The following is a 16,859-nucleotide window of genomic DNA, read 5'->3' as shown; positions in this document are numbered from 1 at the left end:
CGCGGATGACGGCCCCGTACGAGTTCCAGCCCACCCACGTCGTGCCCGCCGGCGGGCTGCAGACCTGGGCGAGCCCGGACCCGTCGCGGCCGTCCGTGCGGCTCGACCCGCTGCTGCCCGTCCGGCTCGCCGACAACAACGGCAACTGGGCGCGCATCGTCTGCTCCAACGGCTGGTCGGCCTGGGTCGACGGCCGGCTGCTGGTCACCCTGCCGCACCCGCCGTCCGGCACCGACCACCCGCTGACCCCGCTGGAGGACCCGCGCCCCCTGCTCGCCGCCCTGGAGAAGGCGCTGGCGACCTACCGCCGGCTGGTCGGTGAGTACGCGGACGGCCTGATCGACCTGGAGAGCTTCCGCGACCGCAGCCGCAACCTGCGGCTCGGCGCCGTCATCGACGGATCCGCCGCCTGGCTGCTCGACCTCGACCAGGGCCGCTGGTTCTTCAGCGACGGCACCCGGATGCAGACCTACGCCACCGTCGACCCGCCCGCCGCCGAGCGGTCCGCGGCCGGCGCCCGGGGTGATGCCGGATGACGACCGCCGCACCGGCCGACCTGACCGGCCACCAACTCGCCACCTACCGGCTGGAGCAGCTGATCGGCCGCGGCGGCATGGCCGTCGTCTACCGCGCCGAGGACCTGCGGCTCGGCCGGACGGTCGCGGTCAAGCTGCTCGCCCCCGACCTCGCCCGCAACGACGTCTTCCGCGAGCGGTTCGCCCGCGAGTCCAAGGCCGCCGCGGCCATCGACCACCCGCACATCGTGCCGGTCTACGAGGCCGGCGAGGCCGACGGCCTGCTCTACATCGCCATGCGTTACGTCCGCGGCCGCGACCTGCGCCTCCTGCTCGACCGCGAGGGCCCGCTCTCACTGCGCCAGACCGTGCGGATCACCACCCAGGTCGCCTCCGCGCTGGACGCCGCGCACGGCCACGACCTCGTCCACCGCGACGTCAAGCCTGGCAACATCCTGGTCGCCGAGGGCACCGACTCCGAGCACCCCGAGCACGTCTACCTGACCGACTTCGGGCTCACCAAGAAGTCCCTGTCGCTCTCCGGCCTGACCACCGTCGGCCAGTTCGTCGGCACCCTGGACTACGTCGCCCCCGAGCAGATCAACGGCAAGCCGGTGGACGGCCGGTGCGACGTCTACAGCCTCGCCTGCGTGGTCTACGAGATGCTCTCCGGCGACCCGCCCTACCAGCGCGACGACGACCTCGCCCAGCTCTGGGCGCACCTCAACGACCCGCCGCCGCACCTCAGCGAGCACCGCCCCAACCTGCCCGCCGCCCTCGACGACGTGCTGATCCGGGCGCTCGCCAAGACACCGGACGAGCGGTACGACAGCTGCCTGGCCTTCGTCGGCGCCCTGCACGGCGTGGAGCACGTCGCGGCGATCCCGGTGCCGACGCCGACCGAACTCGTCCCGCAGCTGCCCGAGTCCGCGGCGCCGGCCGAACCCGCCCCGCCGCGGGAGTCCCCGGCGTCCGCGGATTCCCCGGCGTCCGGGGAATCCGCCGCACCGCCGGAGCCCGTCGCACCGCGGAAGGCCGCCGGTCCGCCCGACCCGCCGGCGCCCCCGCCGGAGCCGCCCGAGTGGGCGCTGCCGGTCTACGGCACCGACCGCGACTGAGCCCCGGACGCGTCGGGGCCGCCGTCCCCCGGCTCCCCGGGCTCCGCCGGCCGCCGCGCCGCCGGCGCGGTGTCGCGGCGCACCCGGGCCGCCGTCAGGCCGCCGAGCAGCCCGGCCACCGCCCCCCAGACCGCGCCCACCGCCACCAGCACCAGCAGGTCGGGCTCCAGTACCGCCGCGCCGCTGCCGCCGAAGCCGAGCAGGGTGAGGCCGTACGCGGCGGAGATCCGGGTGAGCACGCCGATCAGCAGCATCGCCACCGCCAGCGCCACCGCCAGGTGCGCCGCGTGCCGCCAGGCCTTGATGCCGGGCGGGGCGTGCATCGCCATGCCCAGCCCGGTGAACAGCAGGGCGACCACCGCCAGGGCGACGAGCAGCCACGCTCGGGAGTCCTGGTCGGTGAGGGTGGCCGCGTCCAGCCGGACGTCCTGGTTCTGCTGCAGCACCCCGGCCAGCGGCTGCGGCATCGGCAGGCCGAGCGTGCCGGCGACGTGGCCGTGCCAGGCACCGCCCATGCCGATGCCGAGCGCCAGCCAGGCCAGGTTCGGCAGGCCGAGGAAGACCACCGCAAGGGTCTGCCGGGCGTGCCCGCCGACCGCGGCCTCCACCAGGCCGGCCGGCAGCGCCAGGGCGACGTAGACCAGCAGCAGCGTCAGCACGGCGTGCGCGGCCGGACGGACGGCGGTGTGGAAGCGCAGCAGCGGCAGCGGCAGCGGGGTCCGCCGGGAGACCGCCAGGGCGAGCAGCAGCACCACCGCGAGCCACACCAGGCCGAGGCCGACCGCCCGACCGGTGTCCACGGCGAAGCCCACCGTCGGCGAGGCGCCGACCAGGCCGCCCAGCTCGTCGATCAGCGGCTCGCCGGTCGACACCACGAAGCTCTTCTCGGCCGGGACCGACAGCAGCAGCAGCGCGAGCGCCCACAGCACGGCGACCCGGCCCACCCGGGCCAGCAGCTCCCGGCCGGAGACGGTGGCGTGCAGCCGCATCGGGCGCAGGAACAGCCAGCCGACCAGCAGCGCGCCGGTCAGCGACACGGAGAGCGGGACGGCCTCGATGCCGCCCTTCGCCCCGGCCACGAACGCCGCCCCGCCCTCCACCCGGGCGGAGGCGCCGCAGGCCATCAGCACGGTCGCCGCGACCACCGAGCCGTAGCCCCCGGAGGGCAGGTCGTTCGCGCCGGCGAAGTACAGGCCTATCGCGGCCACCGCCAGCATGACGGCCACCGCGGCCGCCACGGCCGTCAGGGCCTCGCCCCAGTGCCGCAGTTCGCCCACGGCACCGCCGGAGCGGGCCGCGGGCCCGTCGCTGGTGCGGGCGCCGGGCCCGCTGCTCGTCCGCACAATCGGCTCCTGCCGGGTCGGCTCAATCCGGTGGGGGTCTCCTTCCAGCCTCCGCCCGGCGGCGGGGAACGGCGAGCCCGGGCGGCGGGGGAGGGCGGGCCCGGGTGGCCGGGAACGGCGAGCCTGCAGGCGGGGGAGGGCGGGCTGTCGCGCGGGCCGGGCCGGGCGCGCGGAGAATGGCGTGCGGGGGTGCCCAGAACGGGAGGAACACCCGTGAGCCCGCTGCCGCCGTCACCCGACCAGCCGTCCGGACCGCCCGAGGACCCGTCCGGACCGCCCTCCGGACCGCTGTCAGGGCCGGGCTCCGGCCCGCCGTCCTCCGGCAACCGCCCGGCGGGGCCGGGCCACACCTCGTCGTACCCCGGCGGGCCCTCGGGACCGCCGTCCGGCCCCACCTCCGGACCGGGGGCGCACCCCGGCGGCCCGGGCGGTGCCGGCGGCCGGGGAGGCCCACCGAGCAACGCCCGCACGGTCGTCACCGGCGGCGGGGGAGACTCCGGCGGAGGCGGCGCGGGCGGGGCCGGCGCCGGAGGTTCGAGCGCCGGCGGCGGGCACCGGCGGCCGCCCTGGTGGCGCAACCCCCGGACGGTGTTGCCCGCGGGCATCGCCGCCGTGGTGCTCGGCGTCGTCCTCGGCCTGGTGCTCTCCGGCGGGGGCGGTTCCACCGCGGCCGCGCAGCCGGTCGCCCTGCAGCCGGCCGGCTCCGCCGGGCAGGCCCCGTTCACCGACTCCGTCGCCGGCCAGAGCCCCGCCCCGACCGCAACGGCGTCCGTCGCACCGCCGACCGGCGGCAACCGCAGCGGCGGCGACGTCGGCCTCTACGGCGGCACCATGAACGTCTCCAGCTGCGACGTGCCCAAGCTCAGCGGCTACCTCGCCGCCAACCCGGACAAGGCCAAGGCCTGGGCCGGTGTCGAGGGCATCCAGCCGAACCAGATCGACGGCTACCTCAAGGGCCTCACCCCGGTGGTGCTGCGCGCCGACACCCGCGTCACCAACCACGGCTACAGCAACGGCCAGGCCACCGCCTACCAGGCGGTGCTGCAGACCGGCACCGCCGTGCTGATCGACAACCAGGGCGTGCCGCGGGTCCGCTGCGCCTGCGGCAACCCGCTGACGCCGCCGGTCGACCCGGGCGCCCCCGCCAGCTACAACGGGCAGCCCTGGGCCGGCTTCGACGGCCGGCAGGTGGTCGCGGTGACACCCGCGCCGCAGCCGATCCAGACGGTCGTGCTGGTGGATGCGAACGGTACGGCCTTCGGCCGGCCGGCCGGCGGGACGGGACACGACGACACCACGCACGTGACGATGCCGCCGACGACCTCCCCGCCCGGCTCCCCGTCGACCTCGGGCCCCGGCTCCCCGTCGACCAGCGTCCCCTCCCCCGGGACGCCGTCGACCTCCACCCCGCCCTCCGTCGGCCCGAGCTCCGGCCCGTCCGGCTCCGAGTCCGGCTCGCCGTCGGCGCCGCCCAGCTCGGCGCCCGCCTCGAAGGGCGGGGGCGGCCAGTCCTCGGCCGGCGCCGGCGCGTCCGGCGAGTCCGCCAAGGGCGCCTCCTCGGCCCCGCAGTCGCCCGCCGAGCCCGCCTCGCCGAAGTCCTGACCACACATCAGAGGGCCGGGCACCGCCGCTGTCGGTGCCCGGTCCCATCGTGCGCGGCACGGGATTCACCGGAAACCTCACCGTCGCCCGTCTGGACGCCCCGCTCGACGGGACGGCCGCCGTCAGGGCCGCAGGGGGTGCCGCCGACCGCGCCGCCGCCGCGGACGGCTGGCAGCTGCTCGCGACGGGCGGCGACGACCTCGAGCCGTCGGTGCTCGTGCGGGAGACGGACGGGCCGGTGCTGAACGCCTTCGTGTTCGACAGCGACTTCGCCGTGGTCGAGGCGTTCGACGCCGGGCGGCCGGCCTGGCGGTGCGTGCTCTCGCCGGAGAGCGCCCTCGACCACGACTGCCCGCAGGACCGGCTCGACGACCCGGCCGCCACCGCCGCCACCGCCGCGGGCCGGGCCGCCGCCCACGGCCTGGCCGCCGACCGCGAGGCACTGGCTTCCGTGCTCGGCGCGGAGTCCGACCCGCTGGCCGAGGAGCTCGTCCTCGTCCTGTTCGCCGCGCTCGGCCTCCCGGCCGGTCTGCTCGCCGCCGCGGACTGAACCGCCGCGGACCGGGGCGCCAGCCGGGCACCGGGGCGGCGTGTGTCGCGACCGGTCTGCCGGGCCGCCGCGACCGGCTGGTAGCTTCGGGCCACATGGAGAGCACGCAGAGCATCGCCGGGTCCGTCCGCGCCGTTCTGGACGGCTGGGCGGTGCCGTACACCTGGCTGGAGATCGACCCCTCGTTCGCCGACACCGCGCAGTTCTGCGAGCGGTACGGCTACACGCTCGAGGACTCGGTCAACTGCATCCTGGTGGTCGGCAAGACCGAGCCGCGCCGCTACGCCGCCTGCCTGGTGCAGGCGACCCGCCGGCTCGACGTCAACCGGGCGGTGAAGCGGCTGCTCGGCGCCCGCCGGGTCTCCTTCGCGAGCGCCGAGGAGACGGTGGCGCTGACCGGCATGCAGGTCGGCGGGGTGACCCCGGTGGCGCTGCCGCCCGGGATGCCGGTGTACGTCGACGCGCCGGTGCTCGGCCGCACCGAGATCGTGCTCGGCGGCGGCGACCGGGCCGGCAAGCTGCTGATCGCCCCGGGCGCGCTGCTGGCCCACCTGCCGGGCGCCGAGGTGGTCGAGGACCTGTCGACCGCCCCGCCCGCCGCCTGACGCCTCGAACCGGGCGGAACCGCCCGCACCCGGCCGCCGTGCCGGCGGGGACCTGGACGGAACGTCCAGCCGGTCCCCCTGGTGACACTCCATTTCGTCGCCTGCCAAACCGCGGTTCGGGTGCACAGAATGTGCGCCACACCGAACGAAGGAGGTGCCGATGGGGACGGAACCGACCGAATCGATCGTCGACGTAGCGGTTGCGCGCGCGCCGCTCGCCGGAGTGCTGGTCGCGGACTTCGGCCGGGTGCTCGCCGCCCCGTACGCCACGATGCTCCTCGCGGACCTCGGCGCGGACGTGGTCAAGGTCGAGCGCCCGGACGGCGGCGACGACACCCGGGCCTGGGGGCCGCCCTACGCGCCGGACGGCCAGGCCACCTACTACCTCTCGGTCAACCGCAACAAGCGCTCGCTCACCCTCGACCTCCGGGAGGAGGACGACCGCCGCCGCGCCCTCGAACTCGTCCGGCGCGCCGACGTGGTGGTGGAGAACTTCCGCCCCGGCACGATGGCCAAGCACGGCCTCGCCTACGAGGACGTCGCCGCCGCCAACCCGCGCGCCGTGTACTGCTCGATCACCGGCTTCGGCACCGGCGAGGGCGCCGCACTGCCCGGCTACGACCTGCTGATCCAGGCGGTCGGCGGCCTGATGAGCGTCACCGGCCCGGGCCCCGGGCAGCCGGTCAAGGCCGGGGTGGCCCTGGTCGACGTGCTCACCGGACTGCACGCCGCCTTCGGCATCATGGCCGCCCTGCGCGAACGCGACACCACCGGCCGCGGCCAGCTCGTCGAGGTCAACCTGCTCTCCACGCTGCTCTCCAGCCTGGTCAACCAGTCCGCCGGCTACACCCTGGCCGGCGCCGTGCCCGGCATCCTCGGCAACCGGCACCCGTCCATCGCCCCGTACGAGGTCTTCCGCGCCGCCGACCGGCCGCTGGTGGTCGCGGTCGGCAACGACCGCCAGTTCGGCGCCCTCTGCCGCGGCCTGGACGCCCCCGACCTCGCCGACGACCCGCGCTTCACCACCAACGCCGACCGGGTGGCGCACGTCGAGGACCTCGCCGTGGAGCTCGGCGGCCGGCTGCGGATGCGCACCGCCGCCGCCTGGTTCGAGCACCTCACCCCGCTCGGCGTCCCCTGCGGACCGGTCAACGACCTCGCCGGCGCCTTCGGCCTCGCCGAACGCCTCGGACTCGCGCCCCGCACCGACCAGGGCCTGGTCGCCAACCCGATCGGCCTCTCCCGCACCCCGCCCGCCTACCGCCTGGCCCCGCCACGGCTCGGCGAGCACACCGACGAACTCCTCGCCTGGCTCGACGCACCCCACCACCCCACGAACGGAGACCTCCCGTGACCGGCCCGATGAAGGACCCGCTGGACCTGCTCGACATCCCCTCGCTGCTCACCGACGAGGAGCGGGAGATCCAGGCGACCGTGGCCCGCTTCCTCGCCGACCACGTCCGCCCGAACCTGCCCCAGTGGTTCGAGAACGCGCACTTCCCGCGGGAGATCGCCCCCGAGCTCGGCAAGCTCGGCGTCCTCGGCATGCACCTGGAGGGCTACGGCTGCGCCGGCACCCAGGCCGTCGCCTACGGCCTCGCCTGCTTGGAGCTGGAGGCCGCCGACTCCGGCTTCCGCAGCTTCGTCTCGGTGCAGGGCTCGCTCGCGATGTACTCGATCCACCGGTACGGCTCGGAGGAGCAGAAGCAGGAGTGGCTGCCGCGGATGGCCGCCGGCGAGGCGATCGGCTGCTTCGGCCTCACCGAGCCGGACTTCGGCTCCAACCCGGCCGGCATGCGCACCAAGGCCGTCCGCGACGGCGACGACTGGATCCTCAACGGCGCCAAGATGTGGATCACCAACGGCGCGATCGCCGACGTCGCCACCGTCTGGGCCGCCACCGAGGAGGGCGTCCGCGGCTTCCTCGTCCCGCGCGGCACCCCCGGCTTCGAGGCCCGCGAGATCAAGCAGAAGCTGTCGCTGCGCGCCTCCACCACCGCCGAGCTCAGCTTCGCCGACGTCCGGCTGCCCGCCTCCGCGCAGCTGCCGGAGGCCCGCGGCCTCGGTGCACCGCTGTCCTGCCTGAACGAGGCGCGGTTCGGCATCCTGTTCGGTGCGGTCGGCGCCGCCCGCGACTGCCTGCAGACCGCCCTCGCCTACGGCGGCGACCGGATCCAGTTCGACCGGCCGATCAGCGGCTTCCAGCTCACCCAGCAGAAGCTCGCCGACATGGCGGTCTCGGTGAACAACGCCGCCCTGCTCGCGATCCACCTCGGCCGCCTCAAGGAGCAGGGCCGGATCCGCCCCGAGCAGGTCAGCGTCGGCAAGCTCAACAACGTCCGCGAGGCGATCGCCATCGCCCGCGAGTGCCGCACGATCCTCGGCGCCAACGGCATCTCGCTGGACTACTCGCCGCTGCGCCACGCCAACAACCTGGAGTCCGTCCTCACCTACGAGGGCACCAGCGAGATCCACACCCTCGTCATCGGCCAGGCCCTCACGGGCATCCCCGCCTACCGCTGACCGCGGCCCGCCGGCCCCGAAGCCCCCGCCGGATCCGTCCGGCGGGGGCTTCAGCGTCCGTAACGGGCGGTCAGCTCGGCGGCGTACCAGTCCAGGACGCCGGATCGTCCGAACGTCGGTCGTCACCGTGCCACCGGGCCATGTCGCGCAGCGCCGGCCAGAACTCCTCCGTCAGCACCGCGTCGAACTCGCAGAACAGCACCTCGCCCGGCGGCGCCGCGAACACCTGCCCGGGCAGCCCGGCCGTCGTGTCGAAGACCGCCGCTGCGCGGGCCCCGATGCCCCGGTACTCCGTCCGGCCGGTCGCCGGCCACGTGTCCGCCGCCGTCCCCACCCTCCTCGTGATCGTCGTCCGTCCCGTCCGTGCCGGTGCCCGTCAGCCCAGGAAGCCGCGGAGCAGGGCGGCCGTGGCGGCCAGGTGCTCCTCGGTGGCGCGGCGGGCGGTGTCGGCGTCGCCCGCGAGGATCGCGTCGACCATGCCGCGGTGCTGGTGGGCGGCGTGGTCGATGTTGCGGTCCAGGATCGGGATCGCGTTCAGCAGGTCGTTGAGCCGCATGCGGGCCTCGGCGATCGCGGTGGCGAGGGAGCGGGAGCCGGTGAGTTCGGCGATCGCGAGGTGGAAGCGGGAGTCGAGCCGCCGGTACTCCTCCGGCGGGGCCTGCTCCAGGTCGGTGAGCCGCCGCCGCAGGTAGGCGCGCTGCTCGGCGGTGAGGTCGCGGCGGGCCGCCGTCTCGGCCGCGCCGGCCTCCAGGACGAGCCGGTAGGTCAGCGCGTCCTCCAGCTCCTCGCCGAGGTCGCTGGCGGCGCGGCGCAGGTCGGCGACGTCCGGCGGCGGCATCCGGTAGGTGACGAAGGTGCCGCCGTAGCGGCCGCGGCGGGACTCCACCGCACCGGCCTGCTGCAGCGAGCGGATCGCCTCGCGCAGGGTCTCGCGGCCGATGCCGAGCCGGGCGGCGAGCTCGCGTTCGGCGGGCAGCCGGTCGCCGTGGCCGAAGACGCCGAGCTTGATGGCCTGCAGCAGCCGTTCGACGGTCTCCTCGAAGGCGTTGCCCGTCCGGACGGGCCGGAAGATCGCCCCCGCCTGCCAGTCGATCCCTGCCTCGTCCACGCGGGCATCGTACCCAGCCCCGACGTCCGGCCCCGGCGGGCCGGGGTCCTTCGCCGCGTCCCTCTTGACGTGCCCCGAACCCAGGGTGAACGATGCTGCCCATCCAATGGTCTGGTTCCGGGCCATTGAACGTTCGGAGGGCGCACCCACACCGCCGTGGCTGCGCGTGTCCAGGCCCGCCTCACTCCCCAGGGGTGCCCATGTCCGCCGACCCCACACCCGACCAGGCAGCACAGCACACTCCCGCACCCGTGTTTCCGGCGGCGAACCCGCCCGTTTCCGCCGACGAACAGCGGCTCCACGAGCTGGGCTACGCCCAGGAACTCACCCGCTCGATGTCCGGCTTCTCCAACTTCGCCGTCTCCTTCTCGATCGTCTCGATCCTCTCCGGCTGCCTGACCCTGTACGGGATGGGCATGAACACCGGCGGCCCGGCGATGATCGTCTGGGGCTGGCCGCTGGTCGGCCTGCTCACCCTCTGCGTGGGCCTGGCGATGGCCGAGATCTGCTCCAGCTACCCGACCGCGGGCGGCCTCTACTACTGGTCGGCCAAGCTGGCCCGCAGCCGCGGCGCCGCCTGGTCCTGGTTCACCGGCTGGTTCAACTTCCTCGGCCAGGTCGCCGTCACCGCCGGCGTGGACTACGGCGCCGCGTTCTTCACCAACGCCTTCCTCGCCCTGCAGTTCGACTTCGCGGCCACCCCGGCGCACACCGTGGAGATCTTCGCGGTGATCCTGCTGCTGCACGGCCTGCTCAACACCCTCGGCGTGAAGCTGGTCGCCCGCCTCAACGACGTCTCCGTCTGGTGGCACCTGGTCGGCGTCACCGTGATCGTCGGCGCGCTCGCGATCCTGCCGTCCAAGCACGCCTCGGCGTCCTTCGTCTTCACCGAGTTCGTCAACAACACCGGCTTCCACAGCCAGTTCTACGTCGCCATGCTCGGCCTGCTGCTCGCCCAGTACACCCTCACCGGGTACGACGCCTCCGCGCACATGACCGAGGAGACCCACGACGCGGCCCGCTCCGGCCCGCGCGGCATCGTCAACGCGATCACCGTCTCGCTGGTCGCCGGCTGGGTGCTGCTGCTCGGCATCACCTTCGCCATCCAGGACTACCAGGGCGCCCTCGACGGCCCGACCGGCGTGCCGCCCGCACAGATCTTCATCGACGCGATCGGCGCCACCGGCGCCAAGCTGCTGCTGCTCATCGTGATCGGCGCCCAGTTCTTCTGCGGCATGGCCTCCGTCACCGCCAACTCCCGGATGATCTACGCCTTCTCCCGGGACGGCGCCCTGCCCGGCTCCGCCCTCTGGCACCGGATCTCGCCGCGCACCCACACCCCCACCAACGCGGTCTGGCTCGCCACCGGCGGCGCCCTGCTGCTCGGCCTGCCCGCGCTGTGGAACTCCACCGCCTACACCGCGGTCACCTCCATCTCGGTGATCGGCCTGTACATCTCGTACGTCATCCCGACATTCCTCAGACTGCGCCAGGGTGACGCCTTCCAGCGCGGCCCCTGGCATCTGGGCCGCTGGAGCAGGATCATCGGGACCGTCGCGGTCGGCTGGACGGCCGTGATCACCGTGCTGTTCATGCTGCCCACCGTCAGCCCCGTCACCGCCGTCAGCTTCAACTACACACCCGTCGCGGTCGCCGTCGTCCTCGGCTTCGCCGGCCTGTGGTGGCTGGTCTCCGCCAGGCACTGGTTCACCGGCCCCAAGGTCCACGGCACGCCCGAGGAACTCGCCGCCCTCGAAGCCGAACTGGAGATCCGATGAGCAGCCCCAGGCTCACCCTCGACCGGCTGCGCGAGCTGGTCGCCGACGGCGCCGTGGACACGGTCGTCCTCGCCATGACCGACATGCAGGGCCGCCTGCAGGGCAAGCGCCTCGCCGCCGAGTACTTCCTCTCCGACGTCGTCCCCGGCGCCGCCGAGGGCTGCGGCTACCTGCTCGCCGTCGACACCGACATGAACACCGTGGACGGCTACGCCATCTCCTCCTGGGAGAGCGGCTACGGCGACCTCGTCCTGACCCCCGACCTCGCCACCCTGCGGATGGTGCCCTGGCACCCGGCCACCGCGATGGTCCAGTGCGACGTCCACCACCACGACGGCCGCCCCGTCACCGTCTCGCCGCGACAGGTCCTGCGCCGCCAGCTGGAGCGCCTGGCCGGCTACGGCTGGCAGGCGTACGCCGGCACCGAGCTGGAGTTCATCGTCTTCCGCGACACCTACGAGCAGGCCTGGGACCGCGCGTACCACGGCCTCACCCCGGCCAACCAGTACAACGTCGACTACTCCGTGCTCGGCACCTCCCGGGTCGAGCCGCTGCTGCGGCGGCTGCGCAACGGGATGGCCGGCGCCGGCCTCACCGTGGAGTCCGCCAAGGGCGAGTGCAACCTCGGCCAGCACGAGATCGCCTTCAAGTACGCCGAGGCCCTCACCACCTGCGACAACCACGCGGTCTACAAGACCGGCGCCAAGGAGATCGCCGCCCAGGAGGGCTGCAGCCTCACCTTCATGGCCAAGTACGACGAGCGCGAGGGCAACTCCTGCCACATCCACCTGAGCCTGCGCGATGCCGCCGGCTCCCCGGTGATGGCGGGCGACGGCCCGTGCGGCTTCTCCCGGACCATGGAGCACTTCCTCGCCGGGCAGCTCGCCTGCCTGCGGGAGTTCGCGCTGCTGCTCGCCCCGACGATCAACTCCTACAAGCGGTTCGTGCCCGGCAGCTTCGCGCCGACCGCGGTCGCCTGGGGCCGGGACAACCGCACCTGCGCGCTGCGGGTGGTCGGCCACGGCCCCTCGCTGCGCTTCGAGAACCGCGTCCCCGGTGGCGACGTCAACCCCTACCTCGCGGTCGCCGCGCTGATCGCCGCCGGGCTGCACGGCATCGAGCACCAGCTCGAACTCGAACCGGAGTTCACCGGCAACGCCTACGCCTCCGACGCGCCCCGGGTGCCCGCCACCCTGCGCGAGGCGGTGGACGCCTTCGAGGCGAGCGAGGCCGCCACCGAGGCCTTCGGCAAGGACGTCGTCCGGCACTACGCGCACGCCGGCCGGGTCGAACTCGCCGCCTACGACCGGGCGGTGACCGACTGGGAGCGGCGCCGCGGATTCGAGCGGCTTTGACATCCTCCCTCGTCCTGCGGGACGGGGATTCCTCCCGCGTCTGCGGCACGGGCATCCGTGGTAGGCAGATCGCCGAGGGGGGTTCCCCGTTCACCGGGCCGTGCCCGGCGTGGGATCGCCACGCCGGGACTGACCGGCCCTCCAGGGGCGTTTAGCCTGTCCGCCTGCCCGGCGGCCAGGATGTTTCGAGCAGCATTGAGGTCACGATCGTGCAGCACACCACACGCACCACAGACCCACTCCCGGACGTGCAGGGGCTTGGGGCCGTCGCGGTGTCCGCACTCCGAGCAGAGCTGGGAGGACGGGAACGCGCGGTGCACGATGCCGACGGCGCGCCCGTACCGGGCTGCCTTCTCTTCGAGCAGCCGCCGGAAGGTCGCCCATCCGGCGTCGTGGACCGACTTGGCCAAAGGTCCGCGCGCGAGGCCGTGCACGTTCAGATCCTCCAGGTAGACGGCTTGGTTCTCGCCGATCAACCGGGTGGTCTGCTTGTGCATCCAGTCCATGCGGGTATCGGTCACCCTGGCGTGCGCCCTGGCGACCTTCCTGCGCGCCTTGGCTCGGTTCCTGCTGCCCATGGCCTTGCGGGACAGTTCCCGCTGGGCGGCCCTGAGCTTCCTCTCCGCCCTGCGGAGAAAGCGCGGGTTGTCGATCACTTCGCCGGTGGACAGGACGGCGTAGGCGGTCAGGCCGAGGTCGATTCCGATCTCGGCGGAGACCTCGGGCAGTTCCTCGGGTTCCACATCCACGACGAAGGAGGCGTGGTGCCGCCCCGCCGCGTCGAGCACGACCGTCACGGACGTCGGGTCCACCGGGAGTTTGCGGGACCACTTGACCCGCACGTCGCCGATCTTCGCCAGGTTCAGCTTTCCGTTGCTCCGGATACGGAACCCGTTGCGGGTGAACCGGAGCGCCTGTCGATTGTCCTTCCGCGACTTGAAACGGGGCAGGCCGACCGGCTGCCCGGCTCGCTCGCCGGACACGGAGTCGAAGAAGTTCCGGTACGCGGTGTCCAGGTCCCGCAGGGACTGGATCAGCGGGTCCACCCCCACAGAGGCGAGCCAGGCCCGCTCCGGGGTCTTCTTCGCCCTGGTGATCACCAGCTTTTGGAGATCGGTGCTCCTGGGGTACGGCCGCCCGGCCTTCCGGGCTTCCTTCCGCGCCGCCAGGGCATCGTTGAACACCACCCTCGCACACCCGAACGTGCGGGCCAGAGCCGCACACTGACCTGCCGTCGGGTAGATGCGATAGGAGTGCCGAAGGTGCACGAGCGAAACCTACCGAGAGCCACTGACATCTGTTCCCGTCAGAACTTCCGAAGCTCACACCGCGGCTTCGCGTCCCGGGGCCAACGACCCGTCCCCGTTCTCCGGGCGGGAGGGCCACCGTCCGCCAGGCCCGAGGGCCGGTGCGTCTCGGGGGTGCGCAGGTGAGCCCCGTGCACCACCGCCCGCTCATCGGCATCACCAGTTACCAGGACGAGGCCGCCTGGTCGGTCTGGCGGCAGAGGGCCTCGCTCGTCCCGCAGACCTACGTCGACGCGGTCTCCCGGGCGGGCGGCACGCCCGTCCTGCTGCCCCCGCAGCCGGGCGGCGTCGGCCGGCTGGTCGAGGCGCTCGACGGCGTCGTCCTCGCCGGCGGCGCCGACATCGACCCGGCCCGGTACGGCGCCGCCGCCGACCCGCGCACGGGGGAGCCCCACCGGGCCCGCGACGACTGGGAGTTCGAGGTGCTGGCGGCCGCCCTGGCGTACGACCTGCCGCTGCTCGGCGTCTGCCGCGGCCTGCAACTGCTCAACGTCGCGCTCGGCGGCAGCCTGCTGCAGCACCTGCCCGACGGCAGCCACCAGCAGGTCCCGGCGGTGTTCGTGCAGCAGCCGGTGCGGATCCGGCCGGGCAGCAGGCTGGCCGGCATCCTCGGCGAGCACACCAAGGTCAACTGCTACCACCACCAGGCCGTCGCCCGGCTCGGCAGCGGTCTGCAGCCGACCGCCTGGAGCGCCGACGAGACGGTCGAGGCCGTCGAACTCCCGGACCACCGCTTCGCCCTGGGCGTCCAGTGGCACCCCGAGACCGATCCCGACGACCTCCGCCTCTTCGAGGCCCTGACCCGGGCCGCCCGCGGATGAACGCCGGCCCGGCCACGGCCCGCGTCGCCTCTCCACCCGACAAGGAGCACCTGATGACCGACCCCGACCGCTACGAGGTGGTCAACCCGGCGACCGAGGAGGTGATCGCCACCGTCGACCTGGCGGGCCTCGCGGAGACGGACGCCGCGATCGCCCGGGCCCGGGCCGCGTTCGAGCAGTGGCGCCGGGTCGCCCCGGCGGACCGGGCGCGGCTGCTGCGGGCGTTCGCCGCGGCCGTCGACGCCGACCGCGAGCACCTCGCCGCCCTGGAGGTCGCCAACGCCGGCCACACCGTCGGCAACGCCCGCTGGGAGGCGGGCAACGCCCGTGACGTGATCGAGTACTACGCCGCGGCCCCGGAACGGCTGTTCGGCCGGCAGATCCCGGTGGCCGGCGGCATCGACGTCACCTTCCAGGAGCCGCTCGGCGTCGTCGGCATCATCGTGCCGTGGAACTTCCCGATGCCGATCGCCGCCTGGGGCTTCGCCCCGGCCCTCGCGGCGGGCAACACCGTCGTGCTGAAGCCGGCCGAGCTCACCCCGCTGACCGCCCTGCGCCTGGGTGAACTCGCCCTGCAGGCGGGCCTGCCGGAGGGCGTGCTGGAGATCCTGCCGGGCCGCGGGCCGGTGGTCGGCCAGCGCTTCGTGACCCACCCGGACGTCCGCAAGGTGGTCTTCACCGGTTCGACCCGGGTCGGCAAGGAGATCATGGCGGGCTGCGCCGCGCAGGTGAAGCCGGTGACCCTGGAACTCGGCGGCAAGAGCGCCAACATCGTCTTCGCCGACGCCGATCTGGCGAAGGCCGCCGCCACCGCGCCCTACGCGGTCTTCGACAACGCCGGCCAGGACTGCTGCGCACGGTCCCGGATCCTGGTCGAGGAGTCGGTCTTCGAGGACTTCATGGCGCTGCTGGAGCCGGCCGTCCGCGGGGTGCGGGTCGGCGACCCGGCGGACGAGAAGACCGAGATGGGCCCGCTGATCTCGGCCGCGCACCGCGAGCGGGTGGCCTCCTACGTGTCGGAGGCGGCCTTCCGCGGCAGCGCGCCGGAGGGCCCCGGATTCTGGTACCCGCCGACCGTGCTGGCGCCGGTGCGGCACGACGACCGGGCCTTCACCGAGGAGATCTTCGGCCCGGTGGTGGCGGTGGTGCCGTTCCGCGGCGAGGAGGACGCCCTGCGGATCGCCAACGCCACCGACTACGGCCTGTCCGGCTCCATCTGGACGAGGGACGTGGGCCGCGCGCTGCGGGTCGCCCGCGGCGTGGAGGCGGGCAACCTGTCCGTCAACTCGCACTCCTCGGTGCGCTACTCGACGCCGTTCGGCGGATTCAAGCAGTCCGGTCTGGGCCGTGAGCTCGGCCCGGACGCCCTCAGCGCCTTCACCGAAACCAAGAACGTCTTCATCTCCACGGAGGAGTGACCAGCATGACCAAGCGACTGGACGGCCGGGTGGCGGTCATCACCGGAGCAGGCAGCGGCATCGGCCTGGCCACCGCGCGGCGGTTCGCCGCCGAGGGCGCCAAGGTCGTCTGCGTGGACCTCGACGAGGAGACCGGCGCCAAGGCGGCGAACGAGGTCGGCGGCCTGTTCGTGCAGGCCGACGTCACCGACGAGGCGGCGGTGCGCGCCATGTACGAGCGGGCGGTCGAGGAGTACGGCAGCCTTGACATCGCGTTCAACAACGCGGGCATCTCCCCGCCGGACGACGACTCCATCCTCACCACCGGACTGGAGGCGTGGAAGCGCGTCCAGGACGTCAACCTGACCAGCGTCTACCTGTGCTGCAAGTACGCGATCCCGCACATGCAGCGGCAGGGCAAGGGCTCGATCATCAACACCGCCTCGTTCGTGGCGGTGATGGGCGCGGCGACCTCGCAGATCTCCTACTCCGCCTCCAAGGGCGGCGTGCTGGCGATGTCGCGGGAGCTGGGCGTGCAGTTCGCCCGGGAGGGCATCCGGATCAACGCGCTCTGCCCGGGGCCGGTGAACACCCCGCTGCTGCAGGAGCTGTTCGCCAAGGACCCGGAGCGGGCCGCCCGCCGCCTGGTGCACATCCCGCTCGGCCGGTTCGCCGAGCCGGAGGAGATCGCTGCCGCGGTGGCCTTCCTGGCCAGTGACGACTCCTCGTTCATGACCGCCAACACCTTCCTGGTGGACGGCGGCATCTCCGGCGCCTACGTCACCCCGCAGTAGCGGGCACGGGACCGGCGACGGCCGGGCGGCCCCCCGGGGGGGC

16 protein-coding genes are annotated in these 16,859 nt (G+C 73.9%); 12 read left to right on the top strand and 4 right to left on the bottom strand.

What is annotated here, in order from left to right; all coding sequences use genetic code 11:
- The first annotated feature begins 5 nt into the window (after positions 1-5).
- Entirely contained in the window at positions 6-536 is a 531-nt protein-coding gene (locus AB0442_RS33240) for a hypothetical protein (protein WP_366167335.1), read from the top strand.
- On the top strand, positions 533-1,633 hold the full coding sequence (locus AB0442_RS33235; protein WP_366167334.1) for a serine/threonine-protein kinase: 1,101 nt from the start codon (positions 533-535) through the stop codon (positions 1,631-1,633). Before AB0442_RS33240 ends, AB0442_RS33235 begins: the two co-directional genes overlap by 4 nt.
- Here the strand turns inward: AB0442_RS33235 and AB0442_RS33230 are convergent.
- Positions 1,612-2,976 carry a streptophobe family protein gene (locus tag AB0442_RS33230; protein WP_366167333.1) on the bottom strand — a complete coding sequence of 455 codons (1,365 nt, stop codon included), beginning with the start codon at positions 2,974-2,976 and terminating at the stop codon, positions 1,612-1,614. The two genes, AB0442_RS33235 and AB0442_RS33230, sit on opposite strands and share 22 nt — an antisense overlap.
- A 588-nt stretch (positions 2,977-3,564) precedes the next feature.
- Here AB0442_RS33230 and AB0442_RS33225 point away from each other — a divergent pair.
- The 5 genes from AB0442_RS33225 (at position 3,565) to AB0442_RS33205 (ending at position 8,256) form a co-directional block, all read left to right on the top strand.
- The gene (locus tag AB0442_RS33225) at positions 3,565-4,578 is read left to right on the top strand and encodes a DUF6777 domain-containing protein (protein ID WP_366167332.1); all 1,014 of its coding nucleotides are present in this window, start codon (positions 3,565-3,567) and stop codon (positions 4,576-4,578) included.
- 49 nt (positions 4,579-4,627) lie between these two features.
- The gene (locus tag AB0442_RS33220; protein WP_366167331.1) at positions 4,628-5,128 is read left to right on the top strand and encodes a hypothetical protein; all 501 of its coding nucleotides are present in this window, start codon (positions 4,628-4,630) and stop codon (positions 5,126-5,128) included.
- Between the two features lie 95 nt (positions 5,129-5,223).
- Positions 5,224-5,733: a YbaK/EbsC family protein gene (locus AB0442_RS33215; RefSeq protein WP_366167330.1), complete on the top strand. Its 510-nt coding sequence runs from the start codon at positions 5,224-5,226 to the stop codon at positions 5,731-5,733.
- Positions 5,734-5,893: 160 nt separating this feature from the next.
- Positions 5,894-7,087, top strand: a complete 1,194-nt coding sequence (locus AB0442_RS33210; RefSeq protein WP_366167329.1) for a CoA transferase — start codon at positions 5,894-5,896, stop codon at positions 7,085-7,087.
- An 8-nt stretch (positions 7,088-7,095) separates the two neighbouring features.
- Positions 7,096-8,256, top strand: coding sequence for an acyl-CoA dehydrogenase family protein (locus AB0442_RS33205; RefSeq protein ID WP_366167358.1), 1,161 nt, complete (start codon positions 7,096-7,098; stop codon positions 8,254-8,256).
- Positions 8,257-8,326: 70 nt separating this feature from the next.
- Here AB0442_RS33205 and AB0442_RS33200 read toward each other — a convergent pair whose 3' ends face one another.
- Both AB0442_RS33200 and AB0442_RS33195 read right to left on the bottom strand, forming a co-directional pair.
- Entirely contained in the window at positions 8,327-8,590 is a 264-nt protein-coding gene (locus AB0442_RS33200) for a hypothetical protein (RefSeq protein WP_366167328.1), read from the bottom strand.
- 42 nt (positions 8,591-8,632) lie between these two features.
- Entirely contained in the window at positions 8,633-9,364 is a 732-nt protein-coding gene (locus AB0442_RS33195; protein WP_344627499.1) for an FCD domain-containing protein, read from the bottom strand.
- 335 nt (positions 9,365-9,699) lie between these two features.
- Between AB0442_RS33195 and AB0442_RS33190 the strand changes: the two genes are divergently transcribed.
- Together AB0442_RS33190 and AB0442_RS33185 are read left to right on the top strand one after the other, a co-directional pair.
- Positions 9,700-11,142, top strand: a complete 1,443-nt coding sequence (locus AB0442_RS33190) for an amino acid permease (RefSeq protein WP_366167357.1) — start codon at positions 9,700-9,702, stop codon at positions 11,140-11,142.
- Entirely contained in the window at positions 11,139-12,497 is a 1,359-nt protein-coding gene (locus AB0442_RS33185; RefSeq protein ID WP_366167327.1) for a glutamine synthetase family protein, read from the top strand. Before AB0442_RS33190 ends, AB0442_RS33185 begins: the two co-directional genes overlap by 4 nt.
- Here AB0442_RS33185 and AB0442_RS33180 read toward each other — a convergent pair.
- Positions 12,443-13,765, bottom strand: coding sequence for an RNA-guided endonuclease TnpB family protein (locus AB0442_RS33180; RefSeq protein ID WP_366167326.1), 1,323 nt, complete (start codon positions 13,763-13,765; stop codon positions 12,443-12,445). The two genes, AB0442_RS33185 and AB0442_RS33180, sit on opposite strands and share 55 nt — an antisense overlap.
- Positions 13,766-13,926: 161 nt before the next feature.
- Between AB0442_RS33180 and AB0442_RS33175 the strand changes: the two genes are divergently transcribed.
- The 3 genes from AB0442_RS33175 to AB0442_RS33165 are packed head-to-tail and all read left to right on the top strand — an operon-like array spanning position 13,927 to position 16,816.
- Entirely contained in the window at positions 13,927-14,625 is a 699-nt protein-coding gene (locus tag AB0442_RS33175) for a gamma-glutamyl-gamma-aminobutyrate hydrolase family protein (protein WP_366167325.1), read from the top strand.
- A gap of 53 nt (positions 14,626-14,678) precedes the next feature.
- The gene (locus AB0442_RS33170) at positions 14,679-16,043 is read left to right on the top strand and encodes an aldehyde dehydrogenase family protein (protein WP_366167324.1); all 1,365 of its coding nucleotides are present in this window, start codon (positions 14,679-14,681) and stop codon (positions 16,041-16,043) included.
- A gap of 5 nt (positions 16,044-16,048) precedes the next feature.
- The gene (locus AB0442_RS33165) at positions 16,049-16,816 is read left to right on the top strand and encodes a 3-oxoacyl-ACP reductase (RefSeq protein WP_263106550.1); all 768 of its coding nucleotides are present in this window, start codon (positions 16,049-16,051) and stop codon (positions 16,814-16,816) included.
- Positions 16,817-16,859: the final 43 nt, after the last annotated feature.

It is taken from the genome of Kitasatospora sp. NPDC085895 (genome assembly GCF_040702125.1).
Taxonomy (GTDB): Bacteria; Actinomycetota; Actinomycetes; order Streptomycetales; family Streptomycetaceae; genus Kitasatospora; species Kitasatospora arboriphila.
Note: the sequence above shows the minus strand (reverse complement) of the source record. Positions and strands in the feature narration are given on the sequence as shown.

Coding starts and splice junctions, on each gene's coding strand:
- AB0442_RS33215 (WP_366167330.1), top strand. CDS start 5,224: ATGGAGAGCACGCAGAGCATCGCCGGGTCCGTCCGCGCCGTTCTGGAC.
- AB0442_RS33170 (WP_366167324.1), top strand. CDS start 14,679: ATGACCGACCCCGACCGCTACGAGGTGGTCAACCCGGCGACCGAGGAG.
- AB0442_RS33190 (WP_366167357.1), top strand. CDS start 9,700: ATGTCCGGCTTCTCCAACTTCGCCGTCTCCTTCTCGATCGTCTCGATC.
- AB0442_RS33165 (WP_263106550.1), top strand. CDS start 16,049: ATGACCAAGCGACTGGACGGCCGGGTGGCGGTCATCACCGGAGCAGGC.
- AB0442_RS33235 (WP_366167334.1), top strand. CDS start 533: ATGACGACCGCCGCACCGGCCGACCTGACCGGCCACCAACTCGCCACC.
- AB0442_RS33210 (WP_366167329.1), top strand. CDS start 5,894: ATGGGGACGGAACCGACCGAATCGATCGTCGACGTAGCGGTTGCGCGC.
- AB0442_RS33240 (WP_366167335.1), top strand. CDS start 6: ATGACGGCCCCGTACGAGTTCCAGCCCACCCACGTCGTGCCCGCCGGC.
- AB0442_RS33185 (WP_366167327.1), top strand. CDS start 11,139: ATGAGCAGCCCCAGGCTCACCCTCGACCGGCTGCGCGAGCTGGTCGCC.
- AB0442_RS33205 (WP_366167358.1), top strand. CDS start 7,096: ATGAAGGACCCGCTGGACCTGCTCGACATCCCCTCGCTGCTCACCGAC.